The following is a 25,295-nucleotide window of genomic DNA, read 5'->3' as shown; positions in this document are numbered from 1 at the left end:
TGATTTGATATTATGATTATACAAATATTTTTCAAAAATATTTTTTTTTAAAAATAAAAATTTATTTATATTATATAAAATTTTATTATATGAATTGTTTACAAACCTCCGTATATAAAACAGAGGTTTTTAAAAATTTTTAATGTTTAAAAAAATTTTTAATAAAATTTAAGTAAATAATTTTTATTAACTTGCAAAAACATTTATCGCTGATGGTCCCTTTGGCCCTTCTTGAATTTCAAATTCAACATTTTGACCTTCTTCTAAAGTTTTAAATCCGTCTCCTTGGATAGAAGAAAAATGTACAAAAACATCTTTACTTCCATCTTCGGGAGTAATAAATCCAAATCCTTTAGCTTCGTTGAACCATTTAACTTGACCTTTAATTTTTGACATTTAAAATTTCCTTAAACATTGATACTACAGAAAAATTATTTTAAAAATTTTTAATTTTTAATAATAATTTTGATTTGTTATAAATATATTTTGTTTAATATATTCTTAATATTTTTAAAATTAGTATTTATATACTATATAAAAAATTTTATAAAATATCTTTTTAACAAATATTGATTATTATATCATAGAGGATTTTTAAATAAAAAACAATATTTAACATTTATCTATTATTTAAAATAAATTAAATTTATATATGAAATATAACTTACATATAAGTTTTATTATGTAATGCTTGAATTCGAACATGTAATGGAGGATGAGACATAAATAAGTTTAAAAAAGAATTTTGTTGTCCGTTAATACAAAATGTTGCAAGAGTTTTTGGAATTTCTAAAGAATATGGATTATATTGCATTTTTTGTAAAGCAGAGATCATATTTTCTACACCTACTATTTTTGCAGATCCTGCATCAGCATAAAATTCACGTCTTCTAGAAAACCACATTGTGATAAAGCTTGCAATAGTTCCAAATATAATTTCTAAAAAAATTGTTAAAATTAAATATGCAGCACCAGTTTTTTGGAATATAGATTGTGAAGAATTATTATTAGAATCTAAATTAGAAAATAAATATGCAATTCCACGAGATAGAAATATTACAAATGTGTTTAAAACGCCTTGTATCAGCGTCATAGTAATCATATCTCCATTTGCTATATGAGTCATTTCATGAGCAATTACTGCTTTTATCTCATTTTTAGTCATTTTATTAAGCAAACCTGTAGAAATCGCAATTAAAGAAGAATCTTTTCTAGATCCTGTAGCAAATGCGTTAATACTATTTGAACTATATATAGTTAGATCAGGAGTTTTAATATTTAATTGAGATGATTGTTTTTTTAATACTTTTAATAACCATATTTCAGATTTATTTATAGGATTTTTAATAATATACGATCCAATAGAAAATAAAGCAATTTGTTTTGATAATAAAAGTGATATGAAAGCTCCTCCAAAACCAAATAAAAATCCTGAAATAATTAGATATAATATATTATTTGTTTGTATTCCAGTAAAAAACGCTATTATACATAATAAACTTATTACAGATAAGTTTGTTACTACAAATAATAAAACTCGAATCATACTTTTTCCTTTTTTTAAAAAATTCTTTTTTAAATATTTATAATATATTTTATAAATATTATTATTTAATATATAAGATTAATTAAAAGAATTTTAATTGTATAAATTTTTTATATAACAAAAATATTTTTTTAAATTTAAAATTTATAAGTTTATATAAATTAAAAAAATTTTTTATGTAAAAAATATAATATAAAGATAAATTTTAATCCAAATACAAATATAACAAAATTCTTTCAAAGAAGTCTATAAAAAATTTTAATAAAAATTTTAAAAAAGTAATTTTTAACTATAAATGTTCCAATATTTTCCATCTCGTTTTAATAAATCATTAGAAGATTGAGGGCCCCAAGTACCTGCTTTATAAAATTCTAATTTAGATTTTTTATTTTTCCATGCATGAATAATAGAGTCTATCCATTTCCAAGATTCTTCTATTTCATCTCTTCTTACAAATAAAGATTGAATGCCTAAAGAACTATCTAATAATAATCTTTCATAAGCATCGTATATACGTAAATTTTTAAAACTGTGTTTATAATCAAAATTTAATTTTGTTTCTTTTAGTGTATAATTTGAATCTAATCCCGGAATTTTATTCATAATAAAAATATCAATTCCTTCATTAGGTTGTAATCTTATAACTATTTTGTTTAAAGGAAATTTTTTTGAAGATTGACAGAATAGATTCATATTTAATGGTTTAAAGTAAATTACAATTTCAGAATATTTTTTTGGTAATCTTTTTCCAGTTCTCAGATAAAAAGGTACTCCATACCATTTCCAATTATCAATATTTACTTTTATAGCAACAAAAGTTTCAGTATTGCTATAATTTTTTTTCCCAATTTCTTTTAGATAAGAGGGTACTTTTATATTATTTATTTTCCCTGATTGATATTGTCCACGTATAGTATTTTTATTAATATTTTTTTCATCTATAGTTCGTAATGATTTTAAAATTTTTAACTTCTCATTTCTAATATTGTTTGCTTTTAAATTAATTGGAGGAGACATTGCTAAAATGGATAAAATTTGTAGTAAATGATTTTGTACCATATCTCGCATTTGTCCAGTTTGTTCAAAATAACTTAATCTTCCTTCTATACCTACTTCTTCAGAAACGGTAATTTGTACATGATCAATAGTTTTATTACTCCAATTTGTAAATAAAATAGAGTTAGAAAACTTTAATGCTAAAAGATTTAAAATTGTTTCTTTACCTAAATAATGATCAATTCTAAAAATTCTTTTTTCTTTAAAAACTTTATTGATTTGAATATTAATTTTTTTAGAAGTTTGTAAAGAATTTCCAAGAGGTTTTTCTAGAATCACTCTATCTTTTTTTAAATTTAATTGAAATTTTTTTAAACCTTTACATAAGGATTTAAATGTATGTTGAGGTAATGCGAAATAATTTATTAAAATTTTTCTATCTTGATTAATAATTTTTTGTAATTTAATAAAACTAGATGTATCATTAACATCAATATTACAAAACAATAATTTTTTAGAAAATTTATTCCAAATTTTTTTATTTATTTTTTCATTAGAAAACTTCATAATACAATCTTTTACTATTTTTCTATAATTTTCTTTATCCCAATTAGCTCTTCCTACACCAATAATTCGTGTATTTATATGTAATTTAAATGATTTTTCTAATTGATATAAAGCAGGTAAAAGTTTTCTTTTAGATAAATCACCTTTTGCTCCAAAAATAATTAAATCATATGCTGAAATTTTTTGATCATAATTCATTAAATTTTAATTTCCTAAAAAGTAAAAGTATTAAAATAATATTTTTTAAATTAAATTATATTTCTATTATATATAGAGTTTATTTTTAATAAAACTATTTTAATTTAGTCTAATTTTTAGAAAAATATAAATTTTTAATTAAAATGAATAAATTTATATATTAAAATTAATTTATATAAAATTATTTTTTTAAATATTGTATATAAAATGTGATACATTTAAATAAATTCAAAGAATTTAATAATAAAATTTAAAATACTTTAAAATTAATATATTTTTAGTAAAAATCATATAATTTTGTCTGAAAAAATGTATAAATATTAAGGAACATTATATAAATGTTAAATCCAATTAGAAGAACCAAAATTGTTGTAACGCTTGGCCCTGCTACAAATTCAAAAAAAATTTTAAAAAAAATTATTTTATCTGGTGCAAATGTATTAAGACTAAATTTTTCTCATGGAACAAAAGAAGAACATCAAATAAGAATTAAAAAAGCTAGAAAAGTGATTCAAGAAACTGGAAGTAATATTGCAATTTTAGGAGATTTACAAGGTCCTAAAATTAGAATTTCAAAATTTTTAAATAATCAAATATTTTTAAAAAAAGGAGATTTATTTTTATTAGATTATTGTTATAAAAAAAAATTAGGAAATAAAAAGAGAGTAGGTTTTAATTATAGAAATTTACCAAACGATATTTTTGTGAAAGATATTTTATTATTAGATGATGGTAAAATTCAATTAATAGTTTTGAAAGTATATGAATTAAAAATTTTTACACAAGTTTTAATTGGAGGAATATTAGCTAATAATAAAGGAATAAATAAATTAGGAGGCGGTTTAAATGCAGGTTCTATTACTAATAAAGATAAAAGAGACATTTTAACTGCAGCTAAAATTGAAGTAGATTATTTAGCAATTTCTTTCCCTAAGTCTGCTAAAGATTTAAAAAATGCTAGAAAATTAATGAATCAAGCTGGAAGTACAGCTAAAATTATAGCAAAAATAGAAAGAGCTGAAGCTGTAAAAAATGATCAAGTAATTGAAGAAATGATATTAGCTTCAGATGCAATTATGGTAGCAAGAGGTGATTTAGGAATTGAAATTGGAGATCCAGAATTAGCTGGAATGCAAAAAAAACTTATTCGAACAGCACGTAGATTAAATAGAGTTGTAATTACAGCTACTCAAATGATGGAATCTATGGTATTTAATCTCATACCAACAAGAGCAGAAGTGATGGATGTTGCTAATGCTGTTTTAGATGGAAGTGATGCTGTTATGTTATCTTCAGAAACTGCTTCTGGAAACAATCCTGTAGAAACAGTAATATCAATGTCAAAAGTATGTCAAGGAGCAGAAAAAGTACCTAGTATGAATATTTCTCGACATCGTATTAATATTTCTTTTGATAGTATTGAAGAAATTATTGCTATGTCAGCTATGTATTCTGCAAATCATTTAAAAGGAGTAAAAGCTATAATTACTTTAACAGAATCAGGAAAAACAGCTTTAATTACTTCTAGAATTAGTTCTGGATTGCCTATTTTTGCTTTATCAAGAAATCAAAAGACATTAAACTTAGTATCTTTATATCGCGGAGTTACTCCTTTATTTTTTGAAACTAAAGAAGAAGGATTATTAGCATCGCAAGAGGCTGTTAAATTATTATATGATAAAAAATATTTACAATTAAATGATATAGTAATTATTACTCAAGGAGATATCAAAGGAATTACTGGAAATACTAATACTAGTAGAATATTAAAAGTAAATTTTTAATATAATTAAAATATATTTTTACACTTTAAATATAATTTAAAAATAAATAAATTTATAAAAATTTTTATAAAAAATAATTGTATCTCAATTAATAAAAATTTAATAAAGTTGTTTTAATATAAAATATAAAATATTTTACATATTTTGATTAAATATTTTTAAAATACTATGATTCTAGAATAAATAGATTTTAATTAATTTAATTTAAATATATAAAAATATTAATATTTTTAAATTTTTTTGATAGAAATTTTTATTAATTAATATAGAACTTTAATAAAAATATTGTATTTATTTAAAATTATTTAAATAAATTATTTATTTCCATATCAATATAGAAAATATATTTTTTAAATATATTAAATATAAATGTATAATGATACTTAAATAAATTCATTAAAAAAATAAAAGTATTTATTAAAAAAATTATTTTTTTCAAACGTAATATATTTTATTTATAAATATTTTTTTAAAAGTTTATATTTTTTATAAAAAATTAAATATTTTAAAATTAATTTTCAATGTAAAATTTTTTTAAAGAATAATAAATATTTAAAAAAAATTAATCAACATAATTTTTTTTAAATATAAAAAGAAATAATAACTTTTATTAAAATTATATTTTATTTATTTTAATTTAATTCCAAGTTCATTTAAAAAATTTTTATTTATAAATTCTGGAGCATGCGTCATTAAACATTTTCCTGAAGTAGTTTTTGGAAATGCAATTACATCACTAATATTTTTACTATCTGTTAATAACATAGTAATTCTATCTAGTCCAAAAGCGATTCCAGCATGTGGCGGAGTTCCATATTGTAATGCATTTAAAAAAAAACCAAATTTATTTTTTTGTTCTATTTTATTTAATCCGATAATTTTAAAAACTGTTTCTTGTAATTTTTTGTGATGAATACGTACAGATCCACCACCAACTTCTTCTCCATTTATAATCATATCATATGATCTAGAAATAGAATTTATAGGATTTTTTAATAATTCTGAAATATTTAAATTTTTTGGAGAAGTAAAAGGATGATGCATGCAAGAAAAAGTATTATTTGAATTTTTTTTAAACATAGGAAAATCTTTAATCCATACTGCAGAATATTGATTTTTATTTATTATTTTACAATCTTGTCCTAAAATATTTCTTAGTTCACCTAAGGTTTTAGTTACTAATTTTTTCAATCCATTAACAAATAATATTATATCTCCTTCTTTACTTTGATTTCTTTGAATAATTTCTATACCTATTTTAGAATTAAAATTTTTTAATATCATACAATTAGTATAAACTTGTTTTAATTTGAAATCTTTAACAATCATCATAAAAAAATTTGTAATATTTTTATTTTTTAACATTTTTATATAAAAATTAATTCTTTCAGATGTTATATTTATTCCGTTTGGAATATTTAAACTAACTGTTCGATTAGATTCACATTTTATATTTTTAAAAATTAATGTATTTTTTAATAAATCATCAATGTCAAAAATTTCTAGAGTATTTCTTAAATCTGGTTTATCTGTTCCAAAACGTTTTAAAGAATCATAAAAAGAAATTTTTTTTATTTTGTTTAATTCAACATTTTTTATTTTTAACCATAAATATATAATCATTTTTTCCATAAGGTTACATAATTTCTTACTTTTCATAAATGACGTTTCTATATCTATTTGAGTAAATTCTGGTTGTCTATTAGATCTGAAATCTTCATCACGAAAACACTTTACAATTTGATAATATCTATCTATTCCTGACATCATTAATATTTGTTTAAATAATTGTGGCGATTGTGGTAATGCATAAAATTTTCCTAAATTTAGTCTACTAGGCACTATATAATCACGAGCACCTTCTGGAGTTGATTTAGTCAAAAAAGGAGTTTCTATATTAAAAAATTTATTAGTATTTAAAAAATTTGAAATGTATTTAATAATTGAATGTTTGATTCTAAGGTTATTAATAATATTTGATCGTCTAATATCCAAATAACGATATTTTAATCGATTTTTTATCGTATTATATTTATTAAAATCTAATGGTAATTTTTTTGATATATTTAAAATTTTTAATTTATGTGCAAAAATTTCTATTTTTCCAGTATAAATTTTTAAATTTATATTGTTTATATTTCTTTTTTTTACTATTCCACAAATTTGTACACAGTATTCTATTTTCAATTGTTTTGCTTGTTGAAATATTTTTTTTATTTTAGAAGAAAATATTACTTGAACTATTCCTTCTTGATCTCTTACGTCAATAAAAATTATTTTTCCAATATTTCTAGTCTGATGAATCCATCCACATATTTTAACTTTTTTGAAGAGATATTTTGTATTAATTTTTCCACAGTAATTAGTACGCATTTTTTTCCTAATATATTTTTTAAAAATACAATTATAAATTTTATTTAAAATTTTTTTAAATATTTTATAAGAAATTAGATAAAAATTTTTAGTAATTTTAAAATTTTTATCAAAAAAAAATAATATTATATAAAATATGTATTTAAAAAATACAATATTTTTAATTTTTATTGAAATTATATAATTAAAAAAATATTTTAAATTATCTACTTCGAAATATTATTCGACCTTTAGTTAGGTCATATGGAGTAAGTTCTACTGTGACTTTATCTCCTGTTAAAATTCTAATATAATTTTTTCTCATTTTTCCTGAAATGTGTGCTAGAATTATATGTTTATTTTCTAACTGTACACGAAACATAGTATTAGGTAGAGTATCTATAACTGTTCCTTGCATTTCAATGTTGTTTTCTTTAATCATAATGATAAATCTCTTATAAATTTAAATTTATAGTTAAATATTACTTCAATAATACATTATTTTTTTTTTACATTCTAGATATTATTCAAACTGAAATTTTTATAAAGATTCTAAATATTTTTCAGAATCAAGAGCAGCTATACATCCACTAGAAGCAGCAGTTATAGCTTGTCTATATGAATTATATATAACATCTCCAGCTGCAAAAACTCCTGGAATATTAGTTTGAGAAAAATATTTTTTAGAATATTTTCCAATAATAATATATTTATCTTTCATTTTTATTTTATTTTTAAAAATTTTTGTATTAGGATCATTTCCTATAGCTAAAAATACTCCAGATACATCAATTTTTTTAATTTTTTGATTTATTGTAGATTCAATTTTTATTTGCTCTAACTTTGTATCACCTAAAAATTTTTTTACTTGAGAATATTTATGAAAAATTATTTTTTTTTCATGAATTTTCTGCATGATTTTTTTAATTAATATTTTTTCAGCAGTAAAATATTTTTTTCGATGTATTAAATGTATTTTTTTTACAATATTAGACAAATATAAAGATTCTTCTAAAGCTGTATTTCCTCCTCCAATTACAGATATAATTTTATTTTTATAAAAAAAACCATCACATATAGCGCAAGTTGATATACCTTTTCCAAAAAATTCAGATTCAGAACGAATATTTAATCGTCTAGGTATAGCTCCTGTAGATATTATAATAGAATCTGCTGTATAAATATTATTATTGCCAATTAAAATAAATGGTTTAGAACTAAAATCTATGGCACTAATATGATCATTTATAATATGAGTATTAAATTTTAAAGCATGATTTTTTAATCTTTTAATAAAATCTGAACCTCTTAAAGTCTTATAATCTCCAGGCCAATTTTCAATCATATTAGTTTGCATTAATTGCCCACCTGGAATGTTTCCAGTAATAATAATAGGATTTAAATTAGCTCGTGCAGAATATATTCCAGCTGTATAACCTGCTGGTCCTGAACCTAATATAATTATTTTACTATGTATTTTTTTTTTATTCATGAATTTGAATTTTTATTATCTATTTATCTATAGAAGTTATAGTATAATATAATCATTAAAATTTATATAGAAATTATATTTAAAATCTTTAAAATATAGTATATTTCAAATAATTTTTTTTAAAATAAATGATTATTTTTATATTAATTTATTATATTGAAAATATATCTTATGAGTAAAATTCAATGATTAATCCAAAATTTTTAAGAAAAAATACAGAGAAAATTGCTTTAAATCTTTTAAAAAAAGGTTTTTTTTTAGATGTTAAAAAGTTTAAAAAATTAGAAAAAAAAAGAAAAGATATACAAATTAAAACAGAAAATTTAAGATCAGTGCAAAAAAATAATTCTAAATTTATTGGAAATATAAAAATTTTAAAAACAGATCAAGAGAATTTTATAAAAAAAAATATTCTTTTAAGTAAAAAATTAAATGAATATAAGAAAAAATTTAAAATTATACAAGAAAGTATTTATAACTTTTCTATATCTTTACCTAATATTACATTAGAAGATGTACCTTTTGGAAAAAATAAAAATGATAATAAAATTATATATACTTGGGGAAAAATAAAAAAAAAAAATTTTTCAATAAAAAATCATCTAAAATTAGGAGAGCAAATAAATGGTTTTGATTGGAAAACATCTGCAAAAATTTCAGGTGCAAATTTTCTTATTATGAAAGGAGTACTCGCTAAATTATATAGAATTTTAGGTCAATTTATGTTGGATATACATATTGATAAACATAAATATAAAGAAATATATGTTCCATATATTGTTAATAAAAATTGTTTATATAGTACAGGACAACTACCTAAATTTCATTCTGATTTATTTAGTATTTATTCAAATAAAGAAAATAAAATTCAACAAAACTTTTTAATTCCAACTGCTGAAGTACCTCTAACTAATTTAATACAAAATAAAATTATTAATAAATCTAAATTACCCTATATGTTTGTTTCTAATACTCCATGTTTTAGATCAGAATCTAATTCTTATGGTCGTAATTTTCAAGGTTTAATTAGATTACATCAATTTGATAAAGTAGAGTTAGTACAAATTACACATCCAAAAAAATCTTCTTATGCATTAGAAGAAATAACATTACATGCAGAAAAAATTTTAAAATTATTGAAATTACCTTATAGAAAAATTCTTTTATGCACAGGTGAAACAAATTTTTCTTCTGCAAAAACATATGATTTGGAAGTATGGTTTCCTTCACATCAATCTTATCTAGAAGTGTCTTCATGTTCTAATATGATTGATTTTCAAGCTCAACGTATGAAAGCACGTTATTTTAGTATAAAAAAAAAAAAATATAATTCTGTACATACATTAAATGCTTCTGGATTAGCTATAGGAAGAATATTAGCAGCTATACTTGAAAATTATCAATTAAAAAATGGTAAAATAGAAATACCTAAAATACTACGTAAAAAATACATGAATGGTTTAAAATTTATTGAATAAAATACACATAATATTATATTTGAAATAAAAAAATTTATAAAAAATAAATTTTAATATTTGATATTTTTTATATACATACTAATTTAATTTAAATTGGAAAAAAATGAATAATATTTATAATTTTAGTGCAGGTCCATCTATGTTACCAATTGCAGTAATGAAAAAAGCGCATCAAGATTTTAGAAATTGGTGTAATCTTGGATCTTCTGTTTTAGAAATTAGCCATAGAAGTAAAGAATTTTTAGAATTAGTAAAAAATTCTAAAAATGATTTACGAGAATTATTAAATATACCGAATAATTATAAAATATTATTTTGTCATGGAGGTGCAAGAGGTCAATTTTCTGCTATTCCTATGAATTTAACAAAAAAAAAAAATCAAGTCGATTATATTTGTAGCGGATATTGGTCTAAAAAAGCAGCTGAAGAAGCACAAAAATATTGTCGAACTAATATTATTAATGTTGTACAAAAAATTAATAATGTTAAATATATACTTCCTTATCAACAATGGAATATTAATTCAAATACTGATTATATACATTATTGCCCTAATGAAACAATTGAAGGTATAGCAATTTATGAAGAACCAGTTTTTAAAAATAAAAATATTATAGGAGATTTTTCATCTACATTATTATCACGTGTAATTGATATTAGTAAGTATGCATTAATTTATGCAAGCGCGCAAAAAAATATCGGAGCATCAGGTATTACAATTATTATTGTAAATAAAAAATTTTTAAATAAATCAAACAAATTAGTACCATCTATATTAAATTATAAAATTATGTATGATAACAATTCTCTTTTTAATACTCCAACAAATTTTTCATGGTATTTATCAAGTTTAATCTTTAAATGGTTAAAAAAAATAGGAGGAGTTCACAAAATAGAAGAAATTAATCAAGAAAAATCTAAATTATTATATCAAATTATTGATTCAAGCAATTTTTATAAAAATTTTATACATGAAAAAAATAGATCTCAAATGAATATTGTATTTGAATTAAAAAATGAATTTTTAAATAATTTATTTATAAAAGAAGCGCAATTAAATAACTTATATGCATTAAAAAATCATAAAATAGCTGGAGGTATACGCGCATCTATATATAATGCAATGCCTTTAAAAGGAATAAAAAAATTAGTTAAGTTTATGTTATATTTTAAAAAAAAACATAGTTAGTCATAATTTAATATTTTATAATCTTTTTATAAATATTTATTTTATAAAATAAAATTACATGGTTTATATAATATGATCAAAAAAATCATTCTTCAATCTCCTACAAAAATAGAAGGTGATATATATCTTCCTGGTTCAAAAAGTATTACAAACCGTGCTTTACTTCTTGCTGCAATGTCTAATGGTACTACTATTTTAAAAAACATTTTATATAGTGATGATGTTCAATATATGTTAAATGCGTTAAAAAAATTAGGTATAAAAAGTATTCTTTCAAAAAATAATACTTCTTGTAAAATTTACGGACAAGGAAAAAGTTTTCCTGTAAATAAAAATATTACTTTATTTTTAGGAAATGCAGGTACTGCAGTACGATCTTTATTATCTGTATTATCTATTAAATATAATAATATTATTATTACTGGAGATAAAAGAATGCAAGAAAGACCTATTAAACATTTAATAGATGCATTAAAACAAGGTAATGCAAAATTTCAATATTTAAAAAAAAAAAATAATATACCAGTTTTAGTGAAAGGAGGGTTTCAAGGTGGAAAAATTGTTTTAAATGGAAGTATTTCTAGTCAATTTCTTACTGGTTTATTATTAGCATCTCCAACATTAAAAAATAATACAAAAATTTTCATTCAAGGAAATTTAGTTTCTAAACCATATATTAATATTACTATAAAAATGATGAATATTTTTGGAATTAAAATTATTAATGATAATTATAAAGAATTTTTAATTATAGGGAATCAAAATTACGTTTCTCCAAAAAAATACTTTATAGAAAGTGATGCTTCATCAGCATCTTATTTTTTATCTGCAGCTGCAATTAAAGGTGGAACAGTAAATATATTTGGAATTGAAAAAAAAAGTATACAAGGAGATATAAAATTTGCTTCTGTTTTAAAAAAAATGGGAGCTCAAATTGTTTTTGGAAAAAATTATATTCAATGTTCTAAAAAAGAATTATATGCTATTGATATGGATTTAAATGATATTCCAGATGCTGCTATGACAATTGCTGTTACAGCCTTATTTGCTAAAGGAACAACTATTATTAGAAATATTTATAATTGGAGAGTAAAAGAAACAGATCGTTTATATGCTATGTCTACAGAGTTAAAAAAAGTTGGAGCTATTATTAAAGAAGGAAAAGATTATTTAATTATCACTCCTCCAAAAAAGATTCCAACAGTAGAAATTAACACATATAATGATCATCGTATGGCAATGTGTTTTTCTTTATTATCTTTATCTGGAGCGCCAATAATTATTTTAAATCCTAAATGTGTTAATAAAACTTTTCCTGATTATTTTATAAAATTTGCTTCTATATGCAAATATAATTAAAAAAATTTTAATAATAAAAAATCATTAATTAATAAAATTATATTAATATAATAACAATAATATATGAAAAAAAATATTCCAGTAGTGACTGTTGATGGACCTAGTGGTGTTGGGAAAAGTACTTTAACTTATGCTATATCAAGAAAATTAAAATGGAATTTTTTAGAATCAGGATATATGTATAGAATTACTGCTTTTTTTATTATTAAACATAATTTATCTTTAAATAAAAAAATAATTTCTAAACTAAAGTATTTAGAATTCAATTTTAAAATTATTAATAAAAAATTAAAAATATTTTTTTATGATATTGATATTTCAAATAAAATACATTCTCAAGAAATTTCTATGATGGCTTCCAAAATTGCTAGATTGCCCTACATACGAGAATGGCTTTTATATAAACAAAGATCATATAAAAAACATCCAGGTTTAATTACTAACGGAAGAGATATGGGAACAATTGTTTTTCCTGAAGCGATGTTAAAAATATTTTTAAAAACAAAATTTAAAGAAAGGTTAAAAAGACGTTTTATAGATTTACAAAATAGAGGTTTTAAAATTAATTTAAATATCTTACATAAAGAATTAAAAAAACGTGATTATCAAGATAAAAATCGTATAATTTGTCCTTTGAAACCTGCTAAAGATGCTATAATTATTAATTCTACTAATATGAATATTGAACAAACTATAAAAATATCTATGCAATACATTTATCAAAAATTAAAAATATTTAACAACATTCTTTAACATGGAAATAGTTAAAGCAATCTTACAAACTTTTTCTTAAAATTGACTTTTTAAAAGTTTATCAATATTGAATACAAAGAAAATTAATATGAAAGAATCCTTTTCTCAATTATTTCAAGATTCATTAAAACTCAATAATACAAAACCAGGATCAATTATTTCAGGAGTTATAATTTCTATTAATAAAGAAAATGTTGTAATAGATTCTGGATTAAAATCAGAATCCCAAATACCTATTGAACAATTTAAAAATGAAACTGGAGAAGTAGAAGTTAAAATAGGAGATATAGTTCAAGTAGCATTAGATACAGTAGAAGATGGTTTTGGAACTACTATTCTATCACGTGAAAAAGCAAAAAGATATCAATCATGGTTAAATTTAGAAAAAAATTATGAGAATTCTACTACTATTGAAGGAATTATAAATGGAAAAGTAAAAGGAGGATTTACTGTTGAATTAAAAGATATTCGAGCATTTTTACCAGGATCTTTAGTAGATATTAGACCAATTCGAGAAACATCACATTTAGAAGGAAAAAAATTAGAATTTAAAGTAATAAAAATAGATCGTAAAAGAAATAATGTTGTAGTTTCTAGAAAAGCAGTAATTGAATCTGAAAATAGCGCTGAACGTGATCAACTATTAAATAGTCTTGAAGAAGGCTTACAACTAAAAGGAATTGTAAAAAATTTAACAGATTACGGTGCTTTTATTGATTTAGGGGGAGTAGATGGATTATTACATATTACAGATATGGCTTGGAAAAGAGTAAAACATCCTAGTGAAATAGTTAATATTGGAGAAGAAATTTTAGTTAAAGTACTAAAATTTGATAAAGATAAAACAAGAGTATCATTAGGATTAAAACAATTAGGAGAAGATCCATGGAATATGATTGCAAAAAAATATCCAGAAAAATCTAAGATTTCTGGAAGAGTAACTAATTTAACAGATTATGGATGTTTTGTAGAAATTGAAGAAGGAATTGAAGGTTTAGTACATGTTTCTGAAATGAATTGGACAAACAAAAATATACACCCATCAAAAGTAGTAAAATTAAATGATATAATTGAAGTTATGGTTTTAGACATTGATGAAGAAAGAAGACGTATTTCTTTAGGATTAAAACAATGTACATTAAATCCATGGAAAAAATTTTATAAACTAAATAAAAAAGGCACAAAAGTAGATGGAATAATAAAATCTATTACAGATTTTGGAATTTTTGTAGGATTAAAAGATGGTATTGATGGATTAGTTCATTTATCTGATATAGATTGGATAATTCCAGGAGAAGAAGCTGTTAAAAAATATAAAAAAGGACAACAAATTTCTGTAATAGTTTTACAAGTAGATGCAGATAGAGAAAGAATATCTTTAGGAATTAAACATCTTAAAAAAGATCCGTTTAATAAATATTTTCAAAAAAATAAAAAATATTCTATCGTAAATGGACAATTATATTCTATTGATTCAAAAGAAAAAGTGATTATTTCTTTAGAAAAAAATATTACTGGTATAATAATTTTTTCAAATCCTGAAAAAATTGATATCAATAAACAAATGTCTATTTTAAAAAAAAATAAAATGATAAAATTTTTAATTTATGATATTGATTATAAAAATAAATTAATTTATTTATCTTTTTTAAAATATGATTTATTAAAAAAAGATTGTTTAAAAAAAAATAAAAATTGTTTTACTAATACTATGAAAAATGCTTTTACAAAAGCTAATACTGTAGAATAAAATTTATTTTAATTATTTTTTTAAATTTATAGTACTAAAAAGATTAATCTGTATATAAATACTTTGAAATACTATAAATTAAATAAAAATTTCAAAAAATATAATAATTTTTTAAACAAAAGAGAAATATATGCTTAAACCAATAATTATTGCTAATTGGAAATTAAATGGAAATAAAGTTTTAGTAAATAAATTCATTAAAAAAATAAATAATGATTATGAAAAATATTTTAAAAAAAGTACAGTAATTATATCACCTCCAATGATATATATAGAATACATGAAAAAATTTATGAAAAATTTAAAATTATCTTTTGCTGCTCAAAATGTTGATTATAATTATCAAGGAGCTTTTACTGGAGAAATATCCACTTATATGATTCAAGAAATTGGAGCAAAGTATATTATATTAGGTCATTCTGAAAGAAGAAAGCACCACTTTGAAAATAATTCATTAATAGCAAAAAAATTTTATTGCACGAAAATAAATAATTTAATTCCAATATTATGTATTGGAGAAACTGAAAATGAAAAAAAATCAGGATTAACAGAAAATATTTTAACAAAACAAATTGATAAAATATTTTTAATATGCGGAAAAAATGCTTTTCATAATACTTTAATTGCTTATGAACCAATATGGGCTATTGGAACTGGAAATAATGCATCTCCAATTTTAATAAATAGAACTTTAAAATTTATAAAAAATTATATAATTTTTAAAAGTGAAAATACTGATATAAAATTTTATATGCAATATGGTGGTTCTGTATCTACTGAAAATATAAAAGATATTATATGTCAAAAAAATGTAGATGGAGTATTAATTGGATCAGGATCTTTAAATTATAAAAATTTTTTAGAAATGATTAAAATATCTTCTAAAAATTAATCATTATCAATATTATATAAAACTAAAAAGCTAAATTAATATAAATTAGAAGCTAATTTTATTAATTTTTTTTTTAGTTTTGTATGTTTAGATTGAGAAAAGTAATTTAAATCATAGTAAATTATTTTATTATTTTTAATTCCTATACATTTTCCAAATTTTTTTTTCAATAATAATTTAATGGCAAATAAACTCATTTTAAAAGCTAAAATGCGATCGAAAGAAACAGGGGATCCTCCTCTTTGTATATGACCGAGAATAGTAGCTCTAGTTTCTTTTTTAATGTGTATTTCAATTTTTTTTGCTAATTCTTTTACATTGCAAATCTTTTCAGTTATAGCAATAATAGCATTTTTATTTCCTAAATGTATATTTTTTTTTATATTATCAATTAATTTTTTTTCATTATATGGAATTTCTGGAATAACAATAAATTCACAACCTCCAGCAATGGCAGAAAAAAGAGTTAAATCTCCACAATTTCTTCCCATTATTTCTATTATAGAAATTCTTTGATGTGAACAAGATGTATCTCTAATTTTATCAATTGCTTGAACTACTGTTTCTAATGCTGTGCTATACCCAATAGTATAATCTGTTCCATAAATATCATTATCTATAGTTCCGGGAATACCTATACACGGAAAATTCATTTTATATAATTTATAAGCTCCAATATACGTTCCATTTCCTCCAATGACAATTAATGCATTAATACCTTTTTTTTTCATGTTTTCAATTGCAATTTCTCTATTTTTTTTTTTATAAAATTTTAAATAACGAGCTGTACCAAGAATTGTTCCTCCTCTATTTAAAATATTAGATACAGTGGATAGATTTAATTTAATCATATTATTTTGACACAATCCTAAATAACCATTTAAAATACCTACAACTTTAATTTTTTTATGATAAGCAATTCGAACTATGCTTCGAATAGCAGCATTCATTCCTGGAGAATCACCTCCACTAGTTAGAACTGCTATTTTTTTAATCATGTGATTCCTTTAATTTTATTATTTTTTTAAAATATATTATAAAATTTTTATAAATTTATAATGTATTATTTATATTAATCTATTTTTTTATAAATAATAATATTTGATAGGTTCGCCATTTTTATTAAATTCATATATAATTGGTTTTCCTGTTGGAACATTTAAATCTGGTACATCTTTATCATGTATGTTATCTAAAAAAGTTATTAAAGCTCGTAATGAATTTCCATGAGCTACTACAATTATTTTTTTATTATTTTTAATTTCTGGAAGAATTACATTTTTCCAATATGGTAAAACTCTTTTTAAAGTTAATTTTAAACTTTCTGTATAAGGAATATCTTTCTCTTTCATATTAAAATATCTTTCATCATATCCAGAAAATTTGTTTTTTAGAGTTTTCATTTTAGGAGGAACTACTTGAAAACTTCGTCTCCAATCTATAATTTTTTTTTTACCATATGTTTTAATTACACTTTCTTTATTAAAACCTTGTAATTCTCCATAATGTCTTTCGTTTAATCTCCAAGTTTTATTAACTTTTAACCATGGTTGATTGATTTTTTTTAATACACTCCATAAAGTATAAATTGCTCTTTTTAAAACTGATGTATAAGCAATATCAAAAGAAAAATTATTTTTTTTTAAAAGTATTCCTGCTTGTTTTGCTTCTTTAATTCCATTTTTTGTTAAAGAAGAATCATACCATCCAGTAAATCTATTAGATTGATTCCATTCACTTTCACCATGTCTTAAAAAAACTACTTGAAACGTCATTAAAAATTTCCTTAATAATAAAGATTCAATATTAAATAATTTTATTATATTAAATATATTTAAAAATAAATTAAATTAGTAAATTTTATTATTTATATTATTTAATAATATAATTCTTTGTAAACCTGATTATAAAAAATTATATTAAATAAAATGTATTAAATTAAATTTGATAAATTTAACAATTAAATTAATAATATTTTACTATATTTAAATATGAATTTCTATGAAAGAATTTAATAAAATTAAATATCTAAAATAATTTGAATAAAATTTTCTAAAACATTTTTAATTTGATTTAAAAATCCAATAGCATCTTTTCCATCTATTAATCTATGATCATAAGATAAAGATATATACATCATAGGAGCAATTTTTATTTTTTTTTCTTGTGTAACAATTACTCTATCTTGAATAGTATGCATTCCTAATATAGCAGATTGCGGTAAATTAATAATAGGAGTAGAAAATAAAGATCCGAATACTCCTCCATTTGTTATTGTAAACGTTCCTCCATTTAATTCTTGTATAGTAATTTTATTATTTTTTCCTTGATTTGCATAATATTTTATTTTTTTTTCTATATCTGAAATGCTCATTTGATCTGCATTAAAAATTACAGGAGCTATTAAACCACGATCAGTAGAAACTGCTATGTTTATATTATAATCTTCATAAAAAATTATTTTATCTTTATTTATAACAGCATTAATTATAGGATATTTTTTTAATGCTGATATTGCAGATTTTATAAAAAAAGACATAAATCCTAATTTAACATTATTTTTTTTTAAAAAAATTTCTCCAAATTTTTTTCTAATTTTAATAATTGAAGACATATTTACTTCATTAAAAGTAGTTAACATAGCTGTGTTATTTTGAGTTTCTATTAATTTTTCTGCAATTCTTTTACGTAATGGAGACATTGAAATTATTTTTTTAATTTTTATTTTTTTTTGTAATATATTATCAGAATTTTTTAAAATATTATTAATATTTTTTTTTTTTTCTTGTTTTTGAAGTAGTTTTATTTCTTTAATCTCTGATATGTTTTTTTGATTAAGAAGTTTATTTTTTCTTCTTAATGAAGGAGATAAATTTTCTCTTATATTGTTAAAATTTAATTTTTCATTGATTTTATTTTCTTTATTTATATAACATAATATTTCATGAGAACGAACTACACTTCCAGGATTTTTCATAATAGAAATTAATTTTCCTGTTTCTGAAGCAGGAACTTCAATCATAATTTTATCTGTTTCAAGATCTACTAAAATATCATCTCTATAAATATAATCACCAATATTTTTATGCCATTTAACAATTGTAGCAGTATTTACAGATTCAGGTAGCTCAGGTACTAAAATTGTTATTTTTTTTTTCATATTTACCTTGTATTAATATTTTTAAAATATAGAATTAATAATTTTTAACTGTTCTTTTTTATGTACATAAAGATTTCCAGTAGCAGAAGAAGATGAAGCAGGTCTTCCAATATATTTAATTATGATTTCATTAGAAAGAATTTTATCAAAAACATTTTTAATATAAGTCCACGCACCTTGATTTCTAGGTTCTTCTTGATACCAAAAAATATTTTTAACATAAGAATACTTTTTAAAAATTTTTAATATATTTTTTTTTGGAAATGGATATAGTTGTTCTATCTTGATTAAAAGAATATTTGAAATTTGATGTTTATTATATACTTCTAATAATTCATAATATATTTTTCCAGAACATAAAATAATTTTTTTAATGTGTTCTTGATTTAATAAATTAGTTTTATATATAACTTTTTTAAATTTTCCTGAATAAAATTCTATAAATGAAGATTGAGATAATGGATGTCTTAACAACGATTTAGGAGAAAAAATAATTAAAGGTTTTTTCATTCCTTTAAAGGCATGCGAGCATAATAAATGAAATATTTGAGATGCAGTAGTAGGTATACAAATTTTTATATTTTTTTTAGCAGATAATTGTAAATATCTTTCAATTCTCGCAGAAGAATGTTCTGGACCTTGACCTTCATATCCATGAGGTAAAAGCATAACTATTCCAGAACTTTGATTCCACTTTTCTTTACTAGAAGTAATAAATTGATCAATAACTACTTGAGCTACATTAGAAAAATCTCCAAATTGAGCTTCCCAAATGTTTAAAGTATTACGATTTCTTAAACTATATCCATATTCAAAAGCTAAAACAGCTTCTTCAGATAATACAGAATTCCAAATAAAAAATTTTCCATTAGAAATATTTTTTAAAGGTACATAAGTATTATTATTTTTTTGATCATATATTTTAGCATGACGATGAAAAAATGTTCCACGAACTACATCTTCTCCAGAAATTCGACAAGAAATTCCGATATTTAATAAATATGCATAAGCTAAATTTTCTGCAGCTCCCCAATCAATATATTTTTCTTGATTAGCCATATACATTCTATTCATATAAATTTTTTTTACTAAAGGATGTATATGCATGTTTTGTGGTAATGTATTAATAATTTTAAATAATTCTAGTAATTTATTTTTTGAAAATTTGTGTTTATTTAAGTTTACAAAAATATTTTCTTTTTTTTTATGATTAGATTTTAATTTAAATTTTAAAGAGTCATAATTTGGAGTAATAGTTAATTTATTATCTAATTGTTTTTGATAATTTGATATAATTTTTAAAAATTGATTTTTTGTAATTAAATTTTCTTGAATTAATTTATCTGAATATATTGTTTTTATAGTAGAATGATTTTTTATTTTTTGATACATTAATGGCTGAGTTACAGTGGGTTCATCTGATTCATTATGTCCGTAACGTCTATAACCAATTAAATCTATAAAAACATCTTTTTTAAATTTTTTTTTATATTTTATAGCCATTTGAACAGCAAAAATAGCAGCTTCTGGATCATCTGAATTAACATGAAAAATTGGTGATTCAATCATTTTAACGACATCTGTACAATAATTACTAGATCTCATATGATTAACATTAGATGTTGTAAAACCAATTTGATTATTAATAATAATATGTAAAGAACCGCCTACAGTATAACCTGGAGTTTGAGACATATTTAAAGTTTCTTGTGTAATACCTTGCCCTATAAAAGATGCATCACCATGAATCATTATTGATAATACTTTGTTTTTTTTAAAATATTTTAAAGAATCTATATACGAGCGAGAAATTCCCATAACTACTGGATTAATAATTTCTAAATGAGAAGGATTATATTCTAAATTTAAAAATGCTGATCCATATTTTGTTATAGCTTGTGAATAAAATCCAAGATGATATTTTACATCTCCTGTATTTATAAAATTTAAAAATTTTCCAGAAAATTCTTGAAATAAATTTTTTACAGGTTTGCCTAAAACATTAATTAATACGTTTAATCTACCACGATGTGCCATACCTATATATAAATGTTTAACGTTCTTTTGAATAGAAAATATAATAGCTTCATATAACATTGGAATTAAAGCATCATTTCCTTCTAAAGAAAATCTTTTATACCCTGGATATTTTGAATTAATATAATTTTCAAAAGTTTCAGAAGAAATAATTGCATTCAATATATCTAATTTTTTATTTTTTGTACAAAAGTTTTTATTCCATTTTTTTTCAATATAATTTATACACCATATTTTTTCTTTTTTAATACTAAGATGATTAAATTCAAAACCTATAGTATGACAATATTTTTTTTTTAACCAAGACAAAAAAGAAAAAAAATTAGAGAAAATTTTATTTTTATTTTTATTTATATTTAAAATTATTTTTTTATCTAATTTTTTAGAAGATATTTTAAAAAAAGAATCATCAATTTTATTAATTTCTTCTTGATATTTTAAATTTTCTAAGGGATTAATATTAGAATATTTATAACCTTTTTTTCTAAAAAAACTTAATATTTTAAAAATTTTTTCTTTACTTATAATATGAAATTTTGATTTTATATTCTCATTTATAACGTTTATTTCATTATTTTGTATATTATGGTTAATATTTTTATTACGAACATATAAATTTAATTTTTTAAAGTTTTTTTTCCAAAATACATCTAAAGAATTTTTATTTTTTAAATATTTTTTATAAATATTTTCTAAATATTCTTGATTCATAGAATTTATCCATGATTCATTAAAATTTTTTATTTTTTTTTTACTCATTATTTACTCTTTGAATTTTATTAAACGTAATAAAAATATTTTTATACTAATTTTTAAGCTGGATTTTCAACATTAATAAATTTTATATTTAAATTTTTATATTTTTTAGATAACCAATTACTTAATAATTGTATTCCTCCAGTTTCTGTTGCATGGTGCCCAACAGAAAAAAAATGTATATTAGATTCACGTGCATAATGTGTAGTTTCTTCAGAAATTTCACCAGTAATAAAACAATCAATGTTATGTTGAATAACCTTTAAAATAAAATGTTGTCCTTTTCCGCTACACCAAGCCACACTTAAAATTTTTTTATTTTTTTTTCCACTAATATATATAGGTTTTTTTTTAAAAATAGAAACAATTTTTTTATATAATTTTTTTCCACTAATTTTTTTTTTAAAATTTCCAGACCATAAATATGGTGTAATAATTTTTTTTTTATGAATATTTAAAGATTTTTCTATATAAGCATTATTTCCTAATTTTAAATGAGCATCTAAAGGTAAATGCCAGCTATATAAATTAATATTATGTGATAAAATTGTTTTTAAACGTTTTCTAGTAAAACCATGAATATATTTTGGATCATTTTTCCAAAAATATCCATGATGTACTATAATGGCTTGAGCACGATATTTAACAGATATATCTAATAAAATTTGACAAGCTGTAACTCCAGTAATAATTTTTTTTATTTTTTTACAACCTTCAATTTGTAATCCATTATAAGTAATATCACTAAAAGCGTTAGAATTTAATTTTTTATTAATTATATTTTCCAAAAATTTATTATTCATGTATGTATTTTTTTTGATATAGTATAGTTTTAATTTGTTTAATAAAAATATTTTTATTCTTTTGATAATCTATAATAGGATTTGGATATATTTTTGATAATTTATTTTTATTTAACCAAATATGCGGATTATGTATATATTCTTTTGGAACATTTTTTAATTCTGGAATATATTTTTTAATAAACAATCCTTGAGAATCAAATTTTTTCGATTGAAGATAAGGATTAAAAGTACGTATATAAGGCATAGAATCTGTTCCTACAGATGCTATCCACGCCCAATTTCCATTATTTAAAGAATAATCGAAATCGATTAAATGCATCATAAAATATTTTGCTCCAAATCTCCAATTAATTAATAAATTTTTTACTAAAAAATTTGCAGTAATCATTCTTAATCTGTTATGCATCCAACCTAATTTATTTAGTTGTCTCATTCCTGCATCAATTATAGGAATACCAGTTAATCCATTTTTCCAAGCATAAAAATGAGAATAATTTCTACTCCATTGAATTTTTTTTTCCCAATTTTTTAAAAATGTATTTTTATGTGTAATAGAAAATTTAAAAAATAAATGTTTAAAAAATTCTCTCCATAATATTTTATCTAAAAAAACAGAAACGTTCATATTTTTTTTTTGACTATATAATATTATATGATTAAAAAATTCCCTTATAGATATAATCCCTAAAGAAAAATAAACTGAAAATTGACTAGTATTATTTAAATATGGAAAATCTTTATTTTTTTCATAATATAAAATTTTTTTTTTAAAAAAACGTTTAATTTTTTTTAAAATATCATTATCTATATAAGGAAATTTATTTACATTAAATTCTTTAAATTGATTATTTAAAAATAATTTTTTTTTTTTAAAAAAAACATTAGATTTATGCAAAACTTTTAATTTTAATATAGAAAATTTTTTATTTTTTTTTAAAATATTTAAAATCTTTTTTTTAAAAAAACTAAATACTTGATATGTTTTACCTAAATTATTTTTTATTAAATTAGGATTAACTAAAATATTATCATGTAAAATTTTTATTTTAATTTTATGAATTTTAAAAAAATTTTTAATATAAGTATTTTCTTTTTTATCATTAAAATGATATTGATGGTTATAAAAAATAGAAGTAATTTGATATTTTTTACATATTAACAAAAGATATTTTATAGATTCTTTAAAATTTTTTAATTTTCTATAGATAAAAGAAATATTCAAGTTTAAAAACTCTTGCTGTAAAAAAAATAATCTTTTATGTAAAAAACTGTATTGAATATTTAATTTTCTATTTTTCCAAACTTTAGAAATTAACATAAATAATGCAATAATTTTTTTATTTTTATTTTTACATGCAGAATATAAAGCACGATTATCATGAATTCGTAAATCATTTTTGATCCATACTAAATTTGTCATAAAACTACCTATGTATATAAAATTTAAATTTAATATAACTCATCAAATTTAATATAAAATAAAAATATTATCAATATTTTTAAAATTTAATAATAAAAATAATAAATATAGAACTGTATTTATATTTTTTTAGTAGTTTATAATAAAATTGAATTAAATATTTTTAATATAATTCAATATACATATCAGGATTTTAAAAATGAAAAAAATTGGAATTTTTTTTGGAACTGATACTGGAAATACAGAAAAAGTATCTAAAATGATTTGTAAATATATTGGAGAAAATAAAACTGTTTTACATGATATATCTACAACTGAAATAAAAGATTTTTTAAAATATGATTTTTTAATTTTTGGTGTTCCTACTTGGTATTATGGAGAATTACAATGCGATTGGGATGATTTTATTCCAGTCTTAAAAAAAATTAATTTTCATAGCAAAAAAATTGCAATTTTTGGATGTGGAGACCAAGAAGATTATGGAGAATATTTTTGTGATGGTATGAAAGAAATATATGATATTGTTATATCAAAAGGAGCTACAGTTATAGGAAAATGGCCTTCTAAAAATTATTCTTTTGAGTCTTCGAAAGCATTGTTAAATAAAAAATATTTTTTAGGATTAGTAATTGATGAAGACAGGCAATCAAAACTTACTAAAATAAGAATTAAAAAGTGGTTAAAAAAAATTTTAAATACAAAATAATCTTATCAAAAATATTATATAAATAAATTAAATTAGGTATATATAAATTTAATA

Annotated in this window: 20 protein-coding genes; 8 read left to right on the top strand and 12 right to left on the bottom strand. The window is 20.5% G+C overall.

The window, feature by feature from the left end:
- Positions 1-186: 186 nt before the first annotated feature.
- The 3 genes from cspE to zwf all read right to left on the bottom strand — a co-directional run bounded on the left by cspE (position 187) and on the right by zwf (position 3,307).
- The gene (gene cspE / locus AB4W58_RS01190; protein WP_367673880.1) at positions 187-396 is read right to left on the bottom strand and encodes a transcription antiterminator/RNA stability regulator CspE; all 210 of its coding nucleotides are present in this window, start codon (positions 394-396) and stop codon (positions 187-189) included.
- A 268-nt stretch (positions 397-664) separates the two neighbouring features.
- The gene (gene htpX, locus AB4W58_RS01185) at positions 665-1,546 is read right to left on the bottom strand and encodes a protease HtpX (RefSeq protein WP_367673879.1); all 882 of its coding nucleotides are present in this window, start codon (positions 1,544-1,546) and stop codon (positions 665-667) included.
- A 285-nt stretch (positions 1,547-1,831) separates the two neighbouring features.
- Positions 1,832-3,307, bottom strand: coding sequence for a glucose-6-phosphate dehydrogenase (zwf, locus tag AB4W58_RS01180; RefSeq protein ID WP_367673878.1), 1,476 nt, complete (start codon positions 3,305-3,307; stop codon positions 1,832-1,834).
- 338 nt (positions 3,308-3,645) lie between these two features.
- Here zwf and pyk point away from each other — a divergent pair, with 338 nt between their 5' ends.
- Positions 3,646-5,091: a pyruvate kinase gene (gene pyk, locus AB4W58_RS01175; RefSeq protein WP_367673877.1), complete on the top strand. Its 1,446-nt coding sequence runs from the start codon at positions 3,646-3,648 to the stop codon at positions 5,089-5,091.
- A gap of 627 nt (positions 5,092-5,718) precedes the next feature.
- Here pyk and aspS read toward each other — a convergent pair.
- From aspS to trxB, 3 genes are all read right to left on the bottom strand, one after another.
- On the bottom strand, positions 5,719-7,464 hold the full coding sequence (aspS, locus tag AB4W58_RS01170; protein WP_367673876.1) for an aspartate--tRNA ligase: 1,746 nt from the start codon (positions 7,462-7,464) through the stop codon (positions 5,719-5,721).
- A gap of 202 nt (positions 7,465-7,666) precedes the next feature.
- Positions 7,667-7,885: a translation initiation factor IF-1 gene (infA, locus tag AB4W58_RS01165; RefSeq protein ID WP_367673875.1), complete on the bottom strand. Its 219-nt coding sequence runs from the start codon at positions 7,883-7,885 to the stop codon at positions 7,667-7,669.
- Positions 7,886-7,984: 99 nt separating this feature from the next.
- Positions 7,985-8,935: a thioredoxin-disulfide reductase gene (gene trxB / locus AB4W58_RS01160; RefSeq protein ID WP_367673874.1), complete on the bottom strand. Its 951-nt coding sequence runs from the start codon at positions 8,933-8,935 to the stop codon at positions 7,985-7,987.
- A 185-nt stretch (positions 8,936-9,120) separates the two neighbouring features.
- Here trxB and serS point away from each other — a divergent pair, with 185 nt between their 5' ends.
- The 6 genes from serS to tpiA all read left to right on the top strand — a co-directional run bounded on the left by serS (position 9,121) and on the right by tpiA (position 16,356).
- The gene (serS, locus tag AB4W58_RS01155) at positions 9,121-10,413 is read left to right on the top strand and encodes a serine--tRNA ligase (RefSeq protein ID WP_367673873.1); all 1,293 of its coding nucleotides are present in this window, start codon (positions 9,121-9,123) and stop codon (positions 10,411-10,413) included.
- Positions 10,414-10,516: 103 nt separating this feature from the next.
- Positions 10,517-11,602, top strand: coding sequence for a 3-phosphoserine/phosphohydroxythreonine transaminase (gene serC, locus AB4W58_RS01150; protein WP_367673872.1), 1,086 nt, complete (start codon positions 10,517-10,519; stop codon positions 11,600-11,602).
- 72 nt (positions 11,603-11,674) lie between these two features.
- Positions 11,675-12,961 (top strand): 3-phosphoshikimate 1-carboxyvinyltransferase, encoded by a 1,287-nt coding sequence (aroA, locus tag AB4W58_RS01145; protein ID WP_367673871.1) that lies wholly within the window; start codon positions 11,675-11,677, stop codon positions 12,959-12,961.
- 63 nt (positions 12,962-13,024) lie between these two features.
- Positions 13,025-13,714 carry a (d)CMP kinase gene (gene cmk, locus AB4W58_RS01140; RefSeq protein WP_367673870.1) on the top strand — a complete coding sequence of 230 codons (690 nt, stop codon included), beginning with the start codon at positions 13,025-13,027 and terminating at the stop codon, positions 13,712-13,714.
- 88 nt (positions 13,715-13,802) lie between these two features.
- The gene (gene rpsA / locus AB4W58_RS01135; RefSeq protein WP_367673869.1) at positions 13,803-15,464 is read left to right on the top strand and encodes a 30S ribosomal protein S1; all 1,662 of its coding nucleotides are present in this window, start codon (positions 13,803-13,805) and stop codon (positions 15,462-15,464) included.
- 130 nt (positions 15,465-15,594) lie between these two features.
- On the top strand, positions 15,595-16,356 hold the full coding sequence (gene tpiA, locus AB4W58_RS01130; protein ID WP_367673868.1) for a triose-phosphate isomerase: 762 nt from the start codon (positions 15,595-15,597) through the stop codon (positions 16,354-16,356).
- Between the two features lie 35 nt (positions 16,357-16,391).
- Here the strand turns inward: tpiA and pfkA are convergent, their stop codons facing one another.
- The 6 genes from pfkA to AB4W58_RS01100 all read right to left on the bottom strand — a co-directional run bounded on the left by pfkA (position 16,392) and on the right by AB4W58_RS01100 (position 24,535).
- Positions 16,392-17,354, bottom strand: coding sequence for a 6-phosphofructokinase (gene pfkA, locus AB4W58_RS01125; RefSeq protein WP_367673867.1), 963 nt, complete (start codon positions 17,352-17,354; stop codon positions 16,392-16,394).
- Between the two features lie 87 nt (positions 17,355-17,441).
- The gene (gene gpmA, locus AB4W58_RS01120; protein ID WP_367673866.1) at positions 17,442-18,131 is read right to left on the bottom strand and encodes a 2,3-diphosphoglycerate-dependent phosphoglycerate mutase; all 690 of its coding nucleotides are present in this window, start codon (positions 18,129-18,131) and stop codon (positions 17,442-17,444) included.
- A 245-nt stretch (positions 18,132-18,376) separates the two neighbouring features.
- Positions 18,377-19,516 carry a dihydrolipoyllysine-residue succinyltransferase gene (gene sucB, locus AB4W58_RS01115; protein WP_367673865.1) on the bottom strand — a complete coding sequence of 380 codons (1,140 nt, stop codon included), beginning with the start codon at positions 19,514-19,516 and terminating at the stop codon, positions 18,377-18,379.
- Between the two features lie 21 nt (positions 19,517-19,537).
- Complete coding sequence (locus AB4W58_RS01110; protein ID WP_367673864.1) at positions 19,538-22,312, bottom strand: 2-oxoglutarate dehydrogenase E1 component; 2,775 nt, start codon at positions 22,310-22,312, stop codon at positions 19,538-19,540.
- Between the two features lie 53 nt (positions 22,313-22,365).
- Positions 22,366-23,112 (bottom strand): Nif3-like dinuclear metal center hexameric protein, encoded by a 747-nt coding sequence (locus AB4W58_RS01105; protein WP_367673863.1) that lies wholly within the window; start codon positions 23,110-23,112, stop codon positions 22,366-22,368.
- Positions 23,105-24,535, bottom strand: a complete 1,431-nt coding sequence (locus tag AB4W58_RS01100; RefSeq protein WP_367673862.1) for a deoxyribodipyrimidine photo-lyase — start codon at positions 24,533-24,535, stop codon at positions 23,105-23,107. The genes AB4W58_RS01105 and AB4W58_RS01100 overlap by 8 nt, the downstream gene beginning before the upstream one ends.
- Positions 24,536-24,734: 199 nt before the next feature.
- On the opposite strand from AB4W58_RS01100, the gene fldA reads away from it, so the two are divergent.
- Positions 24,735-25,241, top strand: a complete 507-nt coding sequence (gene fldA, locus AB4W58_RS01095) for a flavodoxin FldA (RefSeq protein ID WP_367673861.1) — start codon at positions 24,735-24,737, stop codon at positions 25,239-25,241.
- The last annotated feature ends 54 nt before the right edge of the window (positions 25,242-25,295 follow it).

The organism is Buchnera aphidicola (Chaitophorus sp. 3695), from assembly GCF_964058985.1.
Taxonomy (GTDB): Bacteria; Pseudomonadota; Gammaproteobacteria; order Enterobacterales; family Enterobacteriaceae; genus Buchnera_J; species Buchnera_J aphidicola_BQ.
This window is presented reverse-complemented; position numbering and strand designations above follow the sequence as displayed.

Coding starts and splice junctions, on each gene's coding strand:
- cspE (WP_367673880.1), bottom strand. CDS start 396: ATGTCAAAAATTAAAGGTCAAGTTAAATGGTTCAACGAAGCTAAAGGA.
- htpX (WP_367673879.1), bottom strand. CDS start 1,546: ATGATTCGAGTTTTATTATTTGTAGTAACAAACTTATCTGTAATAAGT.
- zwf (WP_367673878.1), bottom strand. CDS start 3,307: ATGAATTATGATCAAAAAATTTCAGCATATGATTTAATTATTTTTGGA.
- pyk (WP_367673877.1), top strand. CDS start 3,646: ATGTTAAATCCAATTAGAAGAACCAAAATTGTTGTAACGCTTGGCCCT.
- aspS (WP_367673876.1), bottom strand. CDS start 7,464: ATGCGTACTAATTACTGTGGAAAAATTAATACAAAATATCTCTTCAAA.
- infA (WP_367673875.1), bottom strand. CDS start 7,885: ATGATTAAAGAAAACAACATTGAAATGCAAGGAACAGTTATAGATACT.
- trxB (WP_367673874.1), bottom strand. CDS start 8,935: ATGAATAAAAAAAAAATACATAGTAAAATAATTATATTAGGTTCAGGA.
- serS (WP_367673873.1), top strand. CDS start 9,121: ATGATTAATCCAAAATTTTTAAGAAAAAATACAGAGAAAATTGCTTTA.
- serC (WP_367673872.1), top strand. CDS start 10,517: ATGAATAATATTTATAATTTTAGTGCAGGTCCATCTATGTTACCAATT.
- aroA (WP_367673871.1), top strand. CDS start 11,675: ATGATCAAAAAAATCATTCTTCAATCTCCTACAAAAATAGAAGGTGAT.
- cmk (WP_367673870.1), top strand. CDS start 13,025: ATGAAAAAAAATATTCCAGTAGTGACTGTTGATGGACCTAGTGGTGTT.
- rpsA (WP_367673869.1), top strand. CDS start 13,803: ATGAAAGAATCCTTTTCTCAATTATTTCAAGATTCATTAAAACTCAAT.
- tpiA (WP_367673868.1), top strand. CDS start 15,595: ATGCTTAAACCAATAATTATTGCTAATTGGAAATTAAATGGAAATAAA.
- pfkA (WP_367673867.1), bottom strand. CDS start 17,354: ATGATTAAAAAAATAGCAGTTCTAACTAGTGGAGGTGATTCTCCAGGA.
- gpmA (WP_367673866.1), bottom strand. CDS start 18,131: ATGACGTTTCAAGTAGTTTTTTTAAGACATGGTGAAAGTGAATGGAAT.
- sucB (WP_367673865.1), bottom strand. CDS start 19,516: ATGAAAAAAAAAATAACAATTTTAGTACCTGAGCTACCTGAATCTGTA.
- AB4W58_RS01110 (WP_367673864.1), bottom strand. CDS start 22,312: ATGAGTAAAAAAAAAATAAAAAATTTTAATGAATCATGGATAAATTCT.
- AB4W58_RS01105 (WP_367673863.1), bottom strand. CDS start 23,112: ATGAATAATAAATTTTTGGAAAATATAATTAATAAAAAATTAAATTCT.
- AB4W58_RS01100 (WP_367673862.1), bottom strand. CDS start 24,535: ATGACAAATTTAGTATGGATCAAAAATGATTTACGAATTCATGATAAT.
- fldA (WP_367673861.1), top strand. CDS start 24,735: ATGAAAAAAATTGGAATTTTTTTTGGAACTGATACTGGAAATACAGAA.